General features: G+C 38.6%; 18 protein-coding genes. 16 read left to right on the forward strand and 2 right to left on the reverse strand.

Translation table 11 applies throughout. From position 1 onward, the window contains the following. Window positions 1-27 precede the first annotated feature (27 nt). Window positions 28-975: a GSCFA domain-containing protein gene (locus tag BD809_RS02515; RefSeq protein ID WP_148781378.1), complete on the forward strand. Its 948-nt coding sequence runs from the start codon at window positions 28-30 to the stop codon at window positions 973-975. Here BD809_RS02515 and BD809_RS02520 read toward each other — a convergent pair. Continuing rightward, a complete protein-coding gene (locus tag BD809_RS02520) occupies window positions 964-2,736 on the reverse strand; it encodes an aromatic amino acid hydroxylase (RefSeq protein ID WP_148781379.1) in 1,773 nt (590 codons plus the stop codon). The genes BD809_RS02515 and BD809_RS02520 overlap by 12 nt on opposite strands. A gap of 159 nt (window positions 2,737-2,895) precedes the next feature. Here BD809_RS02520 and BD809_RS02525 point away from each other — a divergent pair, with 159 nt between their 5' ends. The 15 genes from BD809_RS02525 to BD809_RS02595 all read left to right on the forward strand — a co-directional run bounded on the left by BD809_RS02525 (window position 2,896) and on the right by BD809_RS02595 (window position 16,659). Next, complete coding sequence (locus BD809_RS02525) at window positions 2,896-3,465, forward strand: TetR/AcrR family transcriptional regulator (RefSeq protein ID WP_148781380.1); 570 nt, start codon at window positions 2,896-2,898, stop codon at window positions 3,463-3,465. Window positions 3,466-3,557: 92 nt separating this feature from the next. Beyond that, window positions 3,558-4,631 (forward strand): 1,2-phenylacetyl-CoA epoxidase subunit PaaE, encoded by a 1,074-nt coding sequence (gene paaE / locus BD809_RS02530; RefSeq protein WP_148781381.1) that lies wholly within the window; start codon window positions 3,558-3,560, stop codon window positions 4,629-4,631. Window positions 4,632-4,696: 65 nt separating this feature from the next. After that, entirely contained in the window at window positions 4,697-5,653 is a 957-nt protein-coding gene (gene paaA, locus BD809_RS02535; RefSeq protein WP_148781382.1) for a 1,2-phenylacetyl-CoA epoxidase subunit PaaA, read from the forward strand. A gap of 7 nt (window positions 5,654-5,660) precedes the next feature. Continuing rightward, the gene (paaB, locus tag BD809_RS02540) at window positions 5,661-5,945 is read left to right on the forward strand and encodes a 1,2-phenylacetyl-CoA epoxidase subunit PaaB (RefSeq protein ID WP_148781436.1); all 285 of its coding nucleotides are present in this window, start codon (window positions 5,661-5,663) and stop codon (window positions 5,943-5,945) included. Window positions 5,946-6,041: 96 nt separating this feature from the next. Next, window positions 6,042-6,815 carry a 1,2-phenylacetyl-CoA epoxidase subunit PaaC gene (gene paaC / locus BD809_RS02545; RefSeq protein WP_148781383.1) on the forward strand — a complete coding sequence of 258 codons (774 nt, stop codon included), beginning with the start codon at window positions 6,042-6,044 and terminating at the stop codon, window positions 6,813-6,815. 52 nt (window positions 6,816-6,867) lie between these two features. Beyond that, window positions 6,868-7,368 (forward strand): 1,2-phenylacetyl-CoA epoxidase subunit PaaD, encoded by a 501-nt coding sequence (paaD, locus tag BD809_RS02550; protein WP_148781384.1) that lies wholly within the window; start codon window positions 6,868-6,870, stop codon window positions 7,366-7,368. Between the two features lie 50 nt (window positions 7,369-7,418). Then, window positions 7,419-8,198 (forward strand): enoyl-CoA hydratase-related protein, encoded by a 780-nt coding sequence (locus BD809_RS02555; protein ID WP_148781385.1) that lies wholly within the window; start codon window positions 7,419-7,421, stop codon window positions 8,196-8,198. A gap of 144 nt (window positions 8,199-8,342) precedes the next feature. After that, window positions 8,343-9,548, forward strand: coding sequence for a 3-hydroxyacyl-CoA dehydrogenase NAD-binding domain-containing protein (locus tag BD809_RS02560; protein ID WP_148781386.1), 1,206 nt, complete (start codon window positions 8,343-8,345; stop codon window positions 9,546-9,548). 14 nt (window positions 9,549-9,562) lie between these two features. Next, window positions 9,563-9,949: a four helix bundle protein gene (locus BD809_RS02565; protein WP_148781387.1), complete on the forward strand. Its 387-nt coding sequence runs from the start codon at window positions 9,563-9,565 to the stop codon at window positions 9,947-9,949. A gap of 7 nt (window positions 9,950-9,956) precedes the next feature. Further along, on the forward strand, window positions 9,957-10,379 hold the full coding sequence (locus BD809_RS02570; RefSeq protein WP_211356680.1) for a hotdog fold thioesterase: 423 nt from the start codon (window positions 9,957-9,959) through the stop codon (window positions 10,377-10,379). A gap of 181 nt (window positions 10,380-10,560) precedes the next feature. Then, a complete protein-coding gene (gene pcaF, locus BD809_RS02575) occupies window positions 10,561-11,778 on the forward strand; it encodes a 3-oxoadipyl-CoA thiolase (RefSeq protein ID WP_148781388.1) in 1,218 nt (405 codons plus the stop codon). Window positions 11,779-11,878: 100 nt separating this feature from the next. Beyond that, the gene (paaZ, locus tag BD809_RS02580; protein ID WP_148781389.1) at window positions 11,879-14,377 is read left to right on the forward strand and encodes a phenylacetic acid degradation bifunctional protein PaaZ; all 2,499 of its coding nucleotides are present in this window, start codon (window positions 11,879-11,881) and stop codon (window positions 14,375-14,377) included. A 96-nt stretch (window positions 14,378-14,473) separates the two neighbouring features. Beyond that, complete coding sequence (locus BD809_RS02585; RefSeq protein WP_148781390.1) at window positions 14,474-15,226, forward strand: enoyl-CoA hydratase/isomerase family protein; 753 nt, start codon at window positions 14,474-14,476, stop codon at window positions 15,224-15,226. A 33-nt stretch (window positions 15,227-15,259) separates the two neighbouring features. Next, window positions 15,260-15,859: an acyltransferase gene (locus tag BD809_RS02590; protein ID WP_148781391.1), complete on the forward strand. Its 600-nt coding sequence runs from the start codon at window positions 15,260-15,262 to the stop codon at window positions 15,857-15,859. A 14-nt stretch (window positions 15,860-15,873) separates the two neighbouring features. Then, a complete protein-coding gene (locus BD809_RS02595) occupies window positions 15,874-16,659 on the forward strand; it encodes a DUF3050 domain-containing protein (protein ID WP_148781392.1) in 786 nt (261 codons plus the stop codon). Between the two features lie 8 nt (window positions 16,660-16,667). Here BD809_RS02595 and BD809_RS02600 read toward each other — a convergent pair whose 3' ends face one another. After that, on the reverse strand, window positions 16,668-17,162 hold the full coding sequence (locus BD809_RS02600) for an Lrp/AsnC family transcriptional regulator (protein ID WP_246131400.1): 495 nt from the start codon (window positions 17,160-17,162) through the stop codon (window positions 16,668-16,670). Between the last annotated feature and the right edge of the window lie 25 nt (window positions 17,163-17,187).

The following is a 17,187-nucleotide window of genomic DNA, read 5'->3' on the forward strand; positions in this document are numbered from 1 at the left end:
AGTAAAGCTTAACGTTAGCAATATCAGATGAATTTACAGACAAAAATTCCTTTACATCCTCAAGATCCAAAAATCGACTATGACTATAAGATAATGTCATTGGGATCCTGTTTTGCAGATAATATTGGAGAAAAGTTTGCTTATTATAAATTTCAAGCGCTTGTAAATCCGTTTGGGGTTTTGTTTCATCCCAAAGCTATTGAAACTTTCTTGTGGATGGCTACGCAGGACGAACGCTATGTGGCCAACGATTTGTTTAATTTTAATGATCGTTGGCATTGTTTTGATGCGCATTCAAAAATTACGGCTGATAGTCAGGACGAGCTTTTAGAAACACTCAACGCCAAATTAGTTGAAGCAAAAGCACATTTAGAAAAAACGACACATGTTTTCATTACACTTGGCACCGCTTGGGTGTATCGTCTCAAGGCGATGGATATGGTTGTTGCTAATTGTCATAAAATTCCGCAGAAAGAATTTGATAAAGAACTGCTCTCGGTTGAAGAAATATCGCAATGTTTACAAAATTGCCTTCATTTTATTCGCAGTATCAATTCTGAGTGTACAATAATTTTTACTGTATCTCCCGTACGTCATAGCAAAGACGGATTTATAGAGAACAACAGAAGTAAGGCGCATTTATTAACTGCAATTCATGAGGTTGTATCGCAAGAGGAACGGCTGAACTATTTTCCTGCCTATGAGATTGTAATGGATGAGTTACGAGATTACCGCTTTTATAAGCCGGATATGCTACATCCTACTGAGACAGCTATTCAGTACATCTGGGAACGATTTATGGAAGTTTGGATAGATGAAAAAACATTGGTCACCATGGGTAAAATTGAAGAAATTCAGCGTGGTAGTGCCCATCGCCCTTTTCAGCCCAATAGTAAGCAACATCAGATATTTTTGCAAAATCTTGAGGAAAAAAAACGGTTATTACAACAAGAATATAGCTTTCTATCCTTCTAAAAGTTCTTTTTCCTCAATATCGGCAATAGATAATCCACTATTGATCAGATGCTGGATTTGAGGTTTTTGCTGTGAAATGGTTGCCAACCTGTCTCTGATTCTTCGCGCAAACGGAGCGTCACGATTAACCACTAATTCATAAATTTCTAAAGCCAACAACCATTCGGTAGGATAATTTTTTTCCAATACCTCGAACACTGCTTCTAGAGAAAATTTAGTGTTTGCTCCATTCCGTATATTGCTTACCGATCGATACAACTCATGTAATTCCTTTTCGCGATCGGTATGGTTGGGTGGTTTAGCGTCTTCGGTGGGTTCATGTGTGACCAGATCAAATGAATAATCGTCTGCCGGTCCGGAGAAGGCAGCGATAATTTCTTTTCCTACGGCTAAGTCAAAAGTTCCGTATTCCGGCTTAAATAGGATCTCGTCATTATATTTAATGGTGCATTCACTAAACTGAATCAATATAAGTTCGCCTTTGATATTTCGTATTCCGGTAATATTCAAACCTGCAATGGTTATACCGCTTTCAAATTCAAATTCGATATACTCACCATCATAAAAATGATAGGCCTTGAGATCCCTTGGAGACATGTTTTCAATAGCCAGATTGATGCCTTTTAATTTACCTAAAGGAGATCTGAAACCATTGGGATGACTGTTTATGCCGTGTCCGGTTACTTCTTTCTCACGATAAGAGAGTGCAGTGGGACCAGTAGTTTCAAAATAAATCACCTCATTATCCTCATTTTTTAGCATACGCGTAAAAATTCCGGAGATCTGTAAGCCTGTGCTTAATTCAATAGTACCCAGATTTTCAGATTCAATTAATTTAGCTAACCCTCGATGACCACCCTTACGTAAAGCCATGGTATTCGCAAATTCTTCGAGTACTTGACTCAAATACGCAAAATCAGGAGTGACAAATAATTGTGGTTGCGGTTTGGTGATGTCAAAATCCTGAAAAGCTGCTTCAGGAGAATAGGGTAGTTTTTTTACTTTGTCGGTCATACACCATTCACTTTCTCCGATAGAAGAGAGTAGGCCGGCTCCATAAATCTTCGGATCATCTACCGTTCCTATTAATCCATACTCTACAGTCCACCAGTGCAAATTGCGTAACAACGCCATTTCAGAAGGTTCGCTTTTTTCATTTTGTAAAGCAATAATTTTTTCTTCAGTCTTTTTGATCAAGGCTTCATCCTGATCTTTGGATTCTTTTAAGATCGATAGGAGACGTACTGCTTCGTACATTTCATAATCTTTTTTAGAAGAAATTGCTTTAGAACCAATTTTGCCAAAACGTCTTAAATATTCAGCATAATCCGGATTTGCAATGATAGGAGCATGACCCGCAGCTTCATGAATGATATCCGGAGCAGGGGTATACTCAATGTTCTCTAATTGACGAATATCAGAGGCGATAACCAGAATATTATATGCCTGAAACTCCATAAAAGCATTAGGAGGTATAAAACCATCTACCGCTACAGCTGCCCATCCAATTTCTTTTAAAATTCGGTTCATACCATACATACTGGGTATGGTGTCAACAGAGATACCTGTTTGTTTAAGACCTTTTAGATAAGAATGATGCGCTACTTTTTGAAGGGTTTGGATGTTTTTGCGCATCACGTAACGCCATACCGCTTGATTTATTGGCGTGTAATTTTCGTAATTTTGAGGCTTTACAAACTGTAATAAATGTGGCGGAAGCTTATCTATGAGCGGATTTGACGGAATGGAATCAGTAGACATACAAGTAAAATTATTCGACACTATAAAGAAAGGCAAAATTTAAAGCTTTATTTGCAAATTTTACAGTAAAATGCATTAGGAATTTGGGGGTAGGTTAATGCTTATTATGCAAATATGATTTTAAGCTTTATTTTTGAATCAAAGATAAGTAGACATTGCATGAAACCAGAAAACAGAAAGCAAGAAATTATTAACGCAGCAGCAGTGTTGTTCAAAGAAAAAGGGTACAGCGCTGTAACCATGAGAGACTTGGCTAGTGCGATGGGGATAAAAGCTGCAAGTCTTTATAACCATATCCAATCAAAACAAGAGATTCTTAGCAATATCATAATTAGTCTGGCCGAGGAATTTTCAACTGGGATCAATTCCATAAATAACTCAGAAACTAATGCTATCCAAAAATTAGAAAAAATTATTGAATTGCACATCGATGTGACCTTGCGCAATGCTGATGGGTTAGCTTCCCTTAACAACGATTGGATGCATCTCGAAGAAAATAATTTATTGTATTATGAAAAAATGCGACGAGAATACGAGGATATTTTTAGAGCGATTGTCAAAAAAGGTATCCGTGCAGGCGATATTAAAACGTACGATGTGGAAATTATCGTTTTTTCAACCCTGTCGACATTGAGAACGTTGTATTTATGGTATCCTAAGCAAAAGAAAATTAACCCGGAGCTACTAAAGCACGATATGATCTCTGTTTTACTAAAAGGATTGGTCTAAAATTTGTAGCAAGTAAATTAACAATCAAAATTTGTTTTTAAAACTAACAAATGTTAGTTTTGTTTTAAATTAAACGCATTGCGACACTATTTATGCATAAATTTTTTAAAGTCAAAGTAGCTGAGGCTCAAAAGGAAACAAAAGATTGTACATCTATTACCTTTGAGATACCAGAGGCAATAAAAAAAGAGTTTTCTTATAAACAAGGTCAGTATTTGACTTTGAAAATTAGTATTAATGATCAGGAAGTACGGCGCTCGTATTCCTTATGTTCTAGTCCGATAGAAAATAAATGGCAGGTAGCAGTAAAGAAGATTAATGGAGGTATTTTTTCTACCTATGCATGTAACACGTTAAAAGCTGGAGATGAGATTGAGTTATTACCGCCCAATGGTAATTTCTATACCGAAGTGGATACGACAAAAGCAAAGAATTATATTGTATTTGCAGCAGGTAGTGGTATAACGCCAATTTTATCCATTATAAAAACGCATTTAGCATTAGAACCCGATAGTACCTTTAAGTTGTTTTACTTGAATCGTACTGCAAAATCAATTATCTTTAAAGAAGAGATTGAGGCACTGAGGAACACCTATTTTGGAAGGTTTGAAATATTTTATTTTTTGACCAAAGAGCAGCGAGATATTCCGTTACTTAACGGAAGGTTTACCGCTGAAAAGTTACAAGAGATTACCTCAAAACTGCTGAATGTTTCAGAAGTTGATGAATGTTTTATTTGCGGGCCTGAAGAAATGATATTTTTGATTCGCGACTCATTACAGGAAGCAGGATTAGAGAAAGATAAAATTCATTATGAATTATTTTTTTCCGGTGCAACCGACGAGGATAAAGCTAATGCGGCTAAGGCTGTTGAACATAAATATGAGGGAACACATGTAACCATTATTGATGGGGGTAAAGAGTTTCACTTTGATATGGGGGATGATTATGACAATATATTGGATGGTGCACTTGCTGCCGGTGCAGATTTGCCATTTGCCTGCAAAGGAGGTGTGTGTAGTACCTGCAAATGTAAGATTGTAGATGGTACTGTTGAAATGAAGATTAATTATGCGCTTGAAGAGGATGAAGTAGCCAAAGGTTTGGTGCTATCTTGTCAAGCAGTTCCAACCACAGAGAAGGTAGTGGTGGATTTTGATGTATAAAAAGCTTGTTTTTTGCGAAGTGATCAATGCATCGCAAAAACTAAATAATTTAATACGAGGATGCTATGAGTGATAAAGAGATTAAAAATTTAGAAGAGATTTTTGAGCAACGTATTGCACGTGATGAAAAAATTGAGCCCAAAGACTGGATGCCCGAAAAGTATCGCAAAACACATATACGACAAATTTCTCAGCATGCTCATTCTGAGATTATAGGAATGCTTCCCGAAGGAAACTGGATAACCAGAGCTCCTTCTTTACGTCGTAAGGTAGCATTACTTGCCAAGGTTCAGGATGAGGCGGGACACGGATTGTATCTATATAGTGCTTGTGAGACACTTGGTATTTCTAGAGAAGAGCTATATGAACAATTACACTCGGGTAAAGCAAAGTATTCCAGTATTTTTAATTATCCAACTATCACATGGGCAGATATGGGAGCTATCGGTTGGTTAGTTGATGGTGCTGCGATTATTAATCAGGTACCATTATGTAGCACATCATATGGTCCGTATGCACGCGCTATGGTTAGGGTATGTAAGGAAGAAAGCTTTCACCAACGTCAGGGGTTTGAGATTATGATGAAGCTTGCTCAGGGTGCACCTGAACAAAAGGAGCTGGCACAAGATGCGTTGAATAGATGGTGGTGGCCTTCATTGATGATGTTAGGACCTACAGATGCTGAATCGGTGCATACAGAACAGTCAATGAAATGGAAGTTGAAGCGTAAGACAAACGATGAATTACGTCAGCAATTTATTGATCAAACGGTGCCACAGGCAGAATTAATAGGATTAACTATACCGGATCCCGATCTCAAATGGAATGAAGAACGTCAAAGCTATGATTTTGGCGAAATTGATTGGGATGAATTTTGGCAAGTAGTCAAAGGTCATGGTCCATGTAATAAAGAACGACTTGATGCACGTGTTAATGCATGGGAAGAAGGGACATGGGTAAGAGATGCTGCGGTAGCATATGCAGAGAAGCAGGAAGAAAAGAAACTTAAACAAGCAATTTAATAGCATACTGATGAAAAATTGGCCACTTTGGGAAATATTCGTAAGAAGTAAAAATGGTTTAGAACACCGTCATTTTGGGAGTTTACATGCTGCAGATGCAGAAATGGCTTTAGAAAATGCACGCGATGTCTATACGCGCAGAAGTGAGGGTGTTAGTATATGGGTGGTAGAATCAAAAAATATCACAGCTTCTAACCCAGAACATAACGGGGAGTTATTTGAGCCTGCACATGATAAAGTATACAGGCATCCCACGTTTTATGAATTGCCTGATGAGGTAAAACATATGTAAATATAAAGGGGGAAGGGTATCCTTAGCTCTCATCCTGAATTTTACAAAATGAAATAGCGAATAAGTGTAATGAGTACTATAGAATCAAGTTCTAGAATGAAAACGAATACGACAGATATTTCCGAAGTTTTAATTCAATATATATATGGAATTGCTGATAATGCTTTGATTTTAGGGCAGCGTTTATCAGAGCTTTGTGGGCATGGTCCAAATCTTGAAACAGATATTGCAGGAACCAATATTGCACTGGATTTACTGGGGCAAACCCGAGGTTATTATCAATATGCAGCTCAACTTAAAGGTGGGGACACTACAGAAGATGATATCGCGTATTTGCGCACAGAGCGGGAATATAAAAATGTGCTACTGGTAGAACAGCCTAACAAACATTTCGGGTATGTCATAGCAAGACAATTTTTGTATGATATGTTTCATGTTATGTTGCTTGAAAAGTTACAAAACAGTCAAGACCCTACGTTGGCAGCAATAGCAAAAAAAGGAATTAAGGAGGTACGATACCATCAGCGATTCTCATCAGACTGGATTAAGCGATTGGGGGATGGTACGCCAGAGAGTCATGAAAAAATCCAAGAAGCCATCAATACATTGTGGACGTATACAGATGAACTCTTCCATATGACCGAAGCTGATAAGAAAGCTGTGGATATGGGGGTAGGGGTTGATGCAAGTGCGCTTAAAGGAGAGTATTACACTCGAGTTCGAGAGTTATTAGATGCATCAACCTTGGAGGTTCCTGAAATGAAATGGTTTCAAAAAGGAGGAAAACAGGGAATTCATACCGAACATATGGGATATTTACTTGCAGATTTACAATATATGCAACGCACGTATCCCGGAATGAAGTGGTAAACCTAAAAAAGGAATTTTAAATTATATAAATTACATACGTGGTTTCATCACAATGACATCGACAGATCAACATATAGCAACAGATTTAATTTCGATATTAGAAGGAGTTTCTGATCCGGAAATTCCTGTGTTGTCTATTATGGACATGGGTGTTGTTCGTACCGCTCAATATGACGGTGATATAGTGTTGGTAGAAATCACTCCAACCTATAGCGGGTGTCCTGCAATGGACGTTATTGGGGACGATATTATTACTGCTTTTGCTGAAAAAAATATTGAAGCGAAAGTTTCCCTGGTGTTATCCCCGGCATGGACCACAGATTGGATTACCGAGAGAGGAAGAAAAGCACTCGAAGATTATGGGATTGCAGCGCCACTTGGTGAAGAGGCCGATAAGCAAGTGCTTTTAGGAGATAAACGTCTTGTAAAATGTACTAATTGTGGATCTACTAATACAAAGATGGTAAGTCAATTTGGCTCCACAGCTTGTAAAGCGCTGTTTAAATGTGAAGCGTGTCAAGAACCCTTCGACTATTTCAAGTGTCTAAAATAATTCAGATAAAATAAAAGCAACCCAACTATTTTCAAAATACACACAACTTAATGAGCTCAATACTTGTAGAATTTCACAACGGAGTAGCAAAAATAATATTCAATCGTCCCGAAGCATTTAACAGTTTTAATCGCGAGATGGCTTTACGCTTGCAGGAGACTTTAGATAAATGCACAGTAGACACCAATGTTCGTGCGATCATCCTTACCGGTAACGGGAAAGCTTTTTGCGCAGGTCAGGATCTCAAAGAGGTTACCTCTCCGGAGCTCAATCCTGGTTTTCGAAAAATTCTTGAAGAGCATTATAATCCGATTATAGAACGTATTCGTACAATCGAAAAACCCATTATAGCAGCAGTCAACGGAGTGGCGGCAGGTGCTGGCGCTAATATTGCTTTAGCATGTGATATCGTCGTGGCGGCTGAGCACGCGAGCTTTATTCAGGCATTTAGTAAAATAGGACTTGTGCCCGACAGTGCAGGAACCTTCTTCTTACCAAGACTTATTGGTTTTCAAAAAGCCTCTGCGCTTATGCTATTGGGAGATAAAGTAAACGCCAAGCAAGCCGAAAGTTTAGGGATGCTTTATAAGGTTTTCAATTCAGATACATTTGAAGAAGATTATATGAAACTGGCAACGCAGTTGTCAAAGATGCCTACCAAAGCACTTGGATTGACCAAAAGATTACTAAACAATTCTATGACAAATACTGTGACAGAGCAATTGGCGTTGGAATCTGAATTACAAATTGAAGCGGCTGAGAGTGAAGATTATGCTGAAGGAGTGACCGCTTTTGTAGAAAAACGCAAACCGATCTTTAAAGGAAAATAAACATTAGTTATTATTAAGTTTGATCTTTTACAAGCAATAGTCGATATAACGAGACCAAAAAAGTAACGCTGCTAATAACACTTTATTGTGTTTTTTAATGCATAGAAAGTGCAAGCAACAACAGTATAGTATAATTTTTAAGGTATGATTAAAAAAGTAGGAGTTATAGGATCAGGAACAATGGGAAGTGGTATTGCCCAAGTAGCTGCCACTGCCGGATGTTCAGTAAAGCTATACGATACCAATACAGCCGCTTTAGAAAAAAGTGAAATAGCCTTAGATAAAGTGCTTTCCAGATTGATAGAGAAAAACCGTATTGATACGACAGAAAAGCAACGAATACAAGACAATATCTCTTATGTAACTTCTTTATCAGAACTGGGAGATAGCGAATTGACGATAGAAGCAATAATAGAAAATTTGGAGATTAAGCAACAAGTATTTACAGCGCTTGAATCATATGTTTCAGATACAGCCATTATCGCTTCGAATACCTCGTCTTTATCCATAGCATCCATCGCCTCCTCCTTACAAAAACCCGAACGCTGTATCGGGATTCATTTTTTCAATCCCGCACCATTGATGAAATTGGTAGAAGTAATTCCGGCAATTCAAACGTCAGATGTAGTTTTGGATAGTATTACACAAACTATAAAAGATTGGAAAAAAGTAGTTGCAGTGGCTAAAGATACTCCAGGCTTTATTGTAAATCGTGTAGCACGTCCTTTTTACGGAGAATCATTACGCATTTATGAAGAAGGAATTGCTGATATAGCCCATATCGACACGGCTTTAAAAGCTTTAGGAGGTTTTAGAATGGGGCCCTTTGAGCTAATGGATTTTATCGGGAATGATGTGAATTATACAGTCACCGAGACTGTTTTTGAAGCTTTCTATTTTGACCCGCGATACAAACCTTCTTTTACCCAGAAGCGATTATCAGAAGCTGGGTATCTTGGACGTAAAACAGGAAAAGGATATTATCATTATGACTCCAATGGTAAGCTGGCTTCGCAAAATGTAAAGAGTAAGATCGTCTCTACTTCCAATGAAGAAGTTTCAAAGGACGCAGTTTCACAATATATTTTCGACCGTGTATTGGTTATGCTTATTAATGAAGCGGCCGACGCACTTTTTTGGAATATAGCTTCTGCTGAAGATATTGATAATGCCATGACCAAAGGTGTTAATTATCCTAAAGGCTTATTGCAATGGGCCGATGAAAAAGGTATTGATTGGTGTGTGACACAACTTGATATACTTTACGACGAGTACCATGAAGATCGCTACCGTTGTAGTCCATTACTGAGGAAATTGCAAAAAAATAGTGCTAACTTTTTTATCAACTAGTCGCCCAAATTGATATGAAACCAGAACAAAACAAAACCCCATTTAAATTTGAAGACCTAATAATATACAATAAATCTGTTGAATTAGGTGAATCGATACAACAACAAATCAGTAAATTTCCTAATGAGGAGCGCGCGAGACTTGGATTGTTTTTTAGCAATGCAGCAGATGCCTTGGCGATCAATATAGCTGTAGGCTCCGAAAATAATAAGGAAACCTTTCTTTTAGCTTTAGAAGATGCCTCCAATGCAGCCTATGAATGTGTAGTTTGCAGTACTAAAGCAAAATTACGAGGCTATATATCTGAGGAGGAAGATCAAAAGAACAGGGAAGATGTAGTAGAATTAAACAAAATGATTACTTCTTTTAAGAATCACATTCAATCAAAATTGAATTCATAATTTATTTATGGCAGAGCAAAAAATAGAGAGTACGCGCATTCCGCATCACATGCTTAGTAACGACGCATACAGCCAATGGTTGGGAATTGAAGTTTTAGAAGTAGCAAAGGGTTATTGTAAGGTTGGTATGACTATTCGGAAAGAAATGCTGAATAGTATGGGAAAAGCACATGGTGGTATTTCTTATAGTTTGGCGGATACAGCGTTTGGTTTTGCTGCGAATACCCATGGTAAATATGCAGTTTCCATAGAGACGAGTATCAATCATATTGAAGCACTTGAAGCGGGAGATTATATCACCGCTGAGGCAGTTACTGATATTGCGAAAACTAAAGTTGGATTTAATATCATCGAAGTAAGGCGAGGAGAAGAAATTGTCGCATTATTTAAAGGAGTTGTATATAGAACCAACAAAGACTGGGAAATGTAAAATTTAAAAGTGATCAACTTCGATCTTTGTTATTTTGCATTTAAAATTCATAATTATTATGTCCCCTCGAGCGGAGTCGAGAGGTTTTTTAAAGAGTGTAAAAGAAAAAATATAATAATAAATCTAAACTGAAAAGTAATTCACTTTAGCATTCATTATTTTTAATTTAAAATTTGATATTTTGAAAGAAGCATATATAATCGACGGAATACGAACACCTATAGGAAGCTATAAAGGTACCTTATCAGCTGTACGAACAGACGATTTGGGTGCTATGGTGATTCAAAAATTGGTAGAAAACAATCCGGAAGTTCCAAAAGAAGCTTTTGATGATGTAATTATGGGCTGTGCCAATCAAGCAGGAGAAGATAATCGCAATGTAGCTCGTATGGCTTCATTACTGGCGGGTTTACCTTTTACTGTGCCTGGAGAGACGGTAAACAGACTTTGTAGTTCAGGTTTATCAGCGATCATCCATGCCAACAGAGCGATTAAGGCAGGTGATGGAGATTTGTTTATTGCTGGAGGTGTTGAGAATATGACAAGAGGACCCTACGTCATTGCAAAACCATCATCAGCCTTTGGTACAGATGCAAAAATGTATGACTCAAGTTTTGGATGGCGTTTTGTCAATAAAAAAATGCATGATCTCTATGGTGCTGATGGTATGGGTAATACAGCTGAAAATCTGGTAGAGAAATATAATATTAGTCGCGAAGATCAGGATGCTTTTGCCTATCGCAGTCAAATGAAAGCAACAAAGGCACAAGAGTCCGGACGATTTGATAAGGAAATAATGACAGTTGAGATTCCTCAACGTAAAAAAGATCCAATTCTTTTTTCGAAAGATGAATTTATAAAGCCTACGACTACTAAGGAGATTTTGGCAAAGCTACGTCCGGCGTTTAAAACCGATGGTAGTGTAACTGCTGGGAATTCTTCCGGTCTTAACGACGGTGCTGCAGCCACATTGATCGCATCCAAAGATGCGGTGGAAAAATATAATTTAAAACCGTTAGCACGAATTGTCAGCTCAGCAGTGGTTGGGGTAGAGCCTCGTATAATGGGAATAGGACCGGTACAAGCATCTAATAAAGCGTTGGCTAAAGCTGGAATAACCATGGAAGATGTGGATATTATCGAACTCAATGAAGCTTTTGCTTCACAAGCTTTAGCATGTATCCGAGAGTGGGGATTAGCAGACGATGATCCTCGTATAAATCCAAACGGTGGATCCATCGCAATCGGACACCCATTAGGTGTTACTGGTGCAAGATTGGCCTACTCCGCTGCTTTAGAGTTGAAAGAACAGAACAAACGATACGCACTAATTACCATGTGTGTGGGAGTCGGACAAGGGTATGCAGCTGTTATTGAAAATGTGAATATTTTAGATTAAGATGCTTGCTTGAGCGAAGTCGAGAGGTTTCGCAGAATATAGACAGACAAAATAAAATCAAAAAACTTAGTCGGTTTTTTAAGGATAAGAAAATAACGTTATGAATAAACTTGAGAATTATATTAACGGAAAATGGGTAGCAGGAACAGGTGACGGAACCCCAATGAACGATGCAGTGACGGGCGACCTGATCGCCGTATCAACCACCGATGGGTTGGATATTCCGGAAGTACTACAGTACGGGAGAACCAAAGGAGGCGAGGTACTGCGTAAAATGACTTTTCAAGAACGTGGTAATATGCTTAAGAAACTGGCGCTCTATCTTACCAAACGTAAAGAACAATTCTACGATTTGAGCTATAGATCGGGAGCAACACGGGTGGATAGTTGGATAGATATTGAAGGAGGATTTGGTAATTTATTTGCCAACGCTTCTTTGCGTAAGCTCTTTCCTAATCAATCATATCATGTAGAGGGGGATCCCATAGACCTCTCTCGTGGCGGACGCTTTATGGCACATCACATTTTGGTACCGAAGCGCGGAGTAGCAGTCCATATCAATGCTTTTAATTTTCCGATTTGGGGAATGCTAGAAAAATGTGCAGTCAACTGGATGGCTGGTGTTCCTGCAGTAGTTTTACCTGCTCCACAAACCGCTTATTTGACAGAAGCAGTAGTACGCGTTATTATAGATTCAGGTATCCTGCCCGAAGGCGCATTACAATTATTAAGTGGAATGACAAAGTCTATTCTCGATACCGTTGAGTCACAAGATGTCGTCACTTTTACAGGATCTGCACACACGGGTAGAATTTTAAAAGCACACCCGAGGTTGATCGAAGAGTCTGTTCCCTTTACCATGGAAGCCGATTCATTGAACGCCTCAGTATTAGGTAAAGATGCAGTCCCAGGCACACCGGAATTTGATTTGTTCATCAAAGAAGTTCGCAAAGAAATGACCGTAAAAAGTGGTCAAAAATGTACAGCAATACGACGTGTTATTGTACCTTCGGATCGTATTGAGGATGTGCAAATTGCTTTGGCGAATCAATTAAATAAAATTACTATTGGTGATCCACGTCTCAAAGAAGTACGTATGGGAGCGTTGGCAAGTAAACAGCAAGTGGAGAGCTTTAGAAACAACGTTTCTCAAATTGCTCAAACAGCTCAATTGGTTTACGGAGATCTCGATAGCATTGAAACGATAGGAGCAGATGCTCAAAAAGGAGCTTTTGTGAGTCCTATCATTCTTAGAGAAGACAATCCATTTACTAATACAAAAGTGCATGAGATCGAAGCCTTTGGTCCGGTGGCAACCATAATGCCTTACGACACACTTGAAGAAGCAGTTCAACTCTCTCAAAAAGGAAAAGGTTCGCTCGTATCATCGATATTTACTTATGATGACAAAATTGCCAAAGAATATATCGTGGAAGCGGCTTCGCATCATGGACGTATACTTGTCGGGAATCGTGAGAATGCAAAACAAAGTACAGGTCACGGATCGCCATTACCTATGCTTACTCACGGTGGGCCCGGTCGTGCCGGCGGAGGCGAAGAAATGGGAGGTATGCGTGGTATTAAACATTATATGCAGCGTTGTGCCATACAAGGCACACCTACAACATTAACCGAAGTGACTGGTATCTATCAAGCAAACAGTGCATACAAAGAAACCGACAAACACCCATTTGCTTATCACTGGGAAGATATCGAACCCGGTATGTCCCTCAAAACACATAAGCGTACTATCACAGATACCGATATAATCAATTTTGGTAATCTTACTTGGGATCATTTTTATGCACATACCGATATTACATCGTTAGAAGGCAGTATTTTTGAACAACGTACGGCTCATGGCTATTTTATTCTTGCAGCAGCAGCAGGATTATTTGTGTATCCCAATAAAGGTCCGGTAGCAGCGAATTATGGTTTAGAAGAATGTCGTTTTTTACGTCCGATCTATCATAATGATACGGTTTATGTGCGGTTAACGTGCAAACAAAAAATTGATCGCGATCACCGTGGTGAAGACTTACCTAGCGGAATAGTAAAATGGTTTGTTGAGGTTTTTGACCAGGAAGAAGAATTAGCAGCCATAGCAACCATATTGACCATGGTGCAGAAAAAATCACCATTTGTTCAAATCGATCGTTCCAATGTGGCACAGTATCTGGAGAGATTGACTGAAGCTTCCAAACCACAATGGGGCACCATGACAGCACAGCACATGGTGGAGCACTTTGAGAAAAGTTTTAAGATGGCAGCTGGAAGCTATCAGGACTTTGAGATTGCAACGCCAGAGCAGTATCTGGAACGTGTAAGAGAGATGGTCTTTAATCACGAGCCTATGCCAAGAAATCACAAACATCCCTTGATGAAAGAGGACGGTTTGGATCCATTGAATCATGAAGACTTACAAACGGCTAAAGAAAAACTTTTGGAAGCATACGATAACTATATTTTGTATTTCAAAGAGAATCCGAATGCAGTCACAAAAAATGCCGTGTTTGGTATGATGAGTCGATTTGAATGGGATTTACTAAATGTGAAACATTTTAATCATCATTTCAACCAGTTTAATCTATTGGATTAGAAATAAGAAATCAAAAATATAAAACTGAAAAAGGTAAAATGTAAAAGTGACCGACTTTAATATTTATTATTTTTCATTCAAAATTTATCATTACAAATGACAGCACCCTACGTAACATTAGATGTTAATAATGAAATAGGAACGATTGAGTTCTTTCATCCCGCACATAATTCATTACCAGGCGATATTTTGGCTCAATTAGCAGAGACTATCACTAAGGCAGGAGAGAATGATATGATAAAAGTGATTATCCTTAGAAGTGGAGGCGAACGCACATTTTGTGCTGGAGCCAGTTTTAAAGAATTGATATCGATAAACGATGCAGAGACCGGAAAAGTATTCTTCTCAGGATTTGCCAACGTTATCAATGCCATGCGTAAATGTCCAAAGTTTATTATAGGTCGTGTACAAGGTAAGACCGTAGGTGGTGGCGTAGGCGTCGCTTCTGCCACAGATTACTGTATGGCAACTCAATATGCTGCGATCAAATTGAGTGAATTAAATATAGGGATTGGACCTTTCGTCGTAGGACCAGCGGTAGAACGCAAATTGGGTCTGTCGGCAATGTCACAAATTGCAATCGACGCCAACACATTCTATGACGCGCAATGGGCAAAGGATAAAGGGTTGTTTACTCAGGTATATGAGGATACGGCGACCTTAGATGAAGAAGTAGCAAAATTTGCTGCGCATTTATGTACTTACAATCCTGAAGCTATCAAAGAAATGAAAAAAATATTCTGGGAAGGTACTGAAGATTGGGATGCCAAATTAGCTGAACGCGCTGTAATTAGTGGAAAATTGGTGTTGTCTGAATTTACAAAAGAGAAACTAAAGGGGTTCAAATAAATTAAACAACAGCGACCGATATATTGATATATTATGATTTATTCGTTCAAAGGCTATATACCCGTGGTACATGAGAGTAGTTTCGTGCATCCACTAGCTGCAGTAACCGGCAATGTGATTATTGGTAAAAATTGTTACATAGGCCCTGGCGCTGCAATTCGCGGTGATTGGGGAGAGATAATTTTGGAAGACGGAGTCAACATACAAGAAAATTGCACAGTGCACATGTTTCCCGGTAAATCGATAGTCTTAAAAGAGAGTGCTCATGTGGGGCACGGAGCCGTGATTCACGGTGCTAATCTGGGTCGTAATTGTCTGATCGGAATGAATGCTGTGATCATGGATGACGCACAGATCGGAGATGAATGTATTGTAGGTGCTATGTCTTTTGTTAAAGCTAAAAGTGTTTTTGCCAACCGAAGCTTAATTGTAGGGAATCCAGCGAAAGTAATCAAAGAAATTAGCGACGAAATGATTGCCTGGAAAACCAAAGGCACCCGATTGTACCAGCAATTACCTCAAGATTGTTTCGAATCGTTAGTCGAGGTTGAGCCTTTGAGAGAATTACCTGAAAGTAGACCAACACAAGAAGCATTTTACAAAACGCTGGAAGAATTCAAAACAAAAGAGTAAAGAATACAAAGTACATGTCAAGGATTAAAGAAACAATCACCCAATTACAATCGTTAAGAGAAAAGTTGCTTAGTCACCCGCTATATGACCATATAGCAACCATTGATGATTTGCAACGTTTTACTGAAGCACATGTTTTTGCTGTGTGGGATTTTATGTCGCTGCTAAAGGGGTTGCAACAACATTTGACCTGTGTCACTTTGCCATGGGTGCCCTCAGCAAACCCTACGACACGACGCTTCATCAACGAAATTGTGTTTGGCGAAGAAAGTGATGTTGACGCAGCAGGCCAGCCGATGAGTCACTATGAAATGTACTTAGACGCGATGCAACAACTAGGTGCAAATACTTCAACTATTCGGTCTTTTGTCAATCAGATTTCTAAATCTAAATCTTTGGAAGATGCTTTTAGTGCAATTACGATTCATCCTTCTGTTCGAGAATTTATAAACTTTACATTTGACGTATTAGCAACCAACAAACCTCATGTCATAGCGGCTGTTTTTACTTTTGGAAGAGAAGATTTAATCCCTGATCTTTTTATCGCCTTGGTGAAAGGTTTGGCAAAAGATAAAGCGCAACAATTAGACAAGTTGGTGTATTATCTGGAGCGACATATTGAACTTGATGGCGACGAACACGGACCAATCAGCTTGCGTATGGTAGAAGAACTTTGTCAGCAGGATACTGAAAAATGGGAGGAAGCGACAAGGTATAGTCAGTTAGCATTGCAAAAGCGAATCGACTTATGGGACGGTATTTACCATACAATTGCCCAATTGGAAACAACACCGGTCTAACCAAATAGCTACGGAAGTAAATTTTTGAGATTTAGTTGCGTTGTCTGTTTTCCTTTGGATAGTGCGACATAGCTTTGTACACTGCCCAGATAGGGGAGCAAGGTCAGTTTTGTAATAATAAACTGTTCATAGGCTTCTACATCTTCTACGACCAATTTTAGGAGATAATCAAAATTTCCTGTGACCCGATAACATTCTACAACTTCAGGGAAGTCATTAATCTGTTTTACAAACTTTTCAAGATAGCTACGTGTGTGTCCTTGCAAAGTAATACCGATAAAAACGGTTTGCTTAAAACCTACTTTCTTCTCATTCAGCAGGGCAGCATATTTATCTATATAGCCTTCTTTTTCTAGTTTTTTGATTCGTTCGAATACCGGGGTAGTTGTCATTTTTAGTTCCTCTGCTAAGCTTTTGGTTGTACGATTACTATTTTTCTGAAGTAATTCTAAGATTTTTATGTCGATTGCATCAAGCTTCATGGGATGATTATTTGGGTTCATAGCGTATTTAAACGCTTAAAAAGAA

This window comes from Aquimarina intermedia (assembly GCF_008124785.1).
GTDB lineage: Bacteria > Bacteroidota > Bacteroidia > Flavobacteriales > Flavobacteriaceae > Aquimarina > Aquimarina intermedia.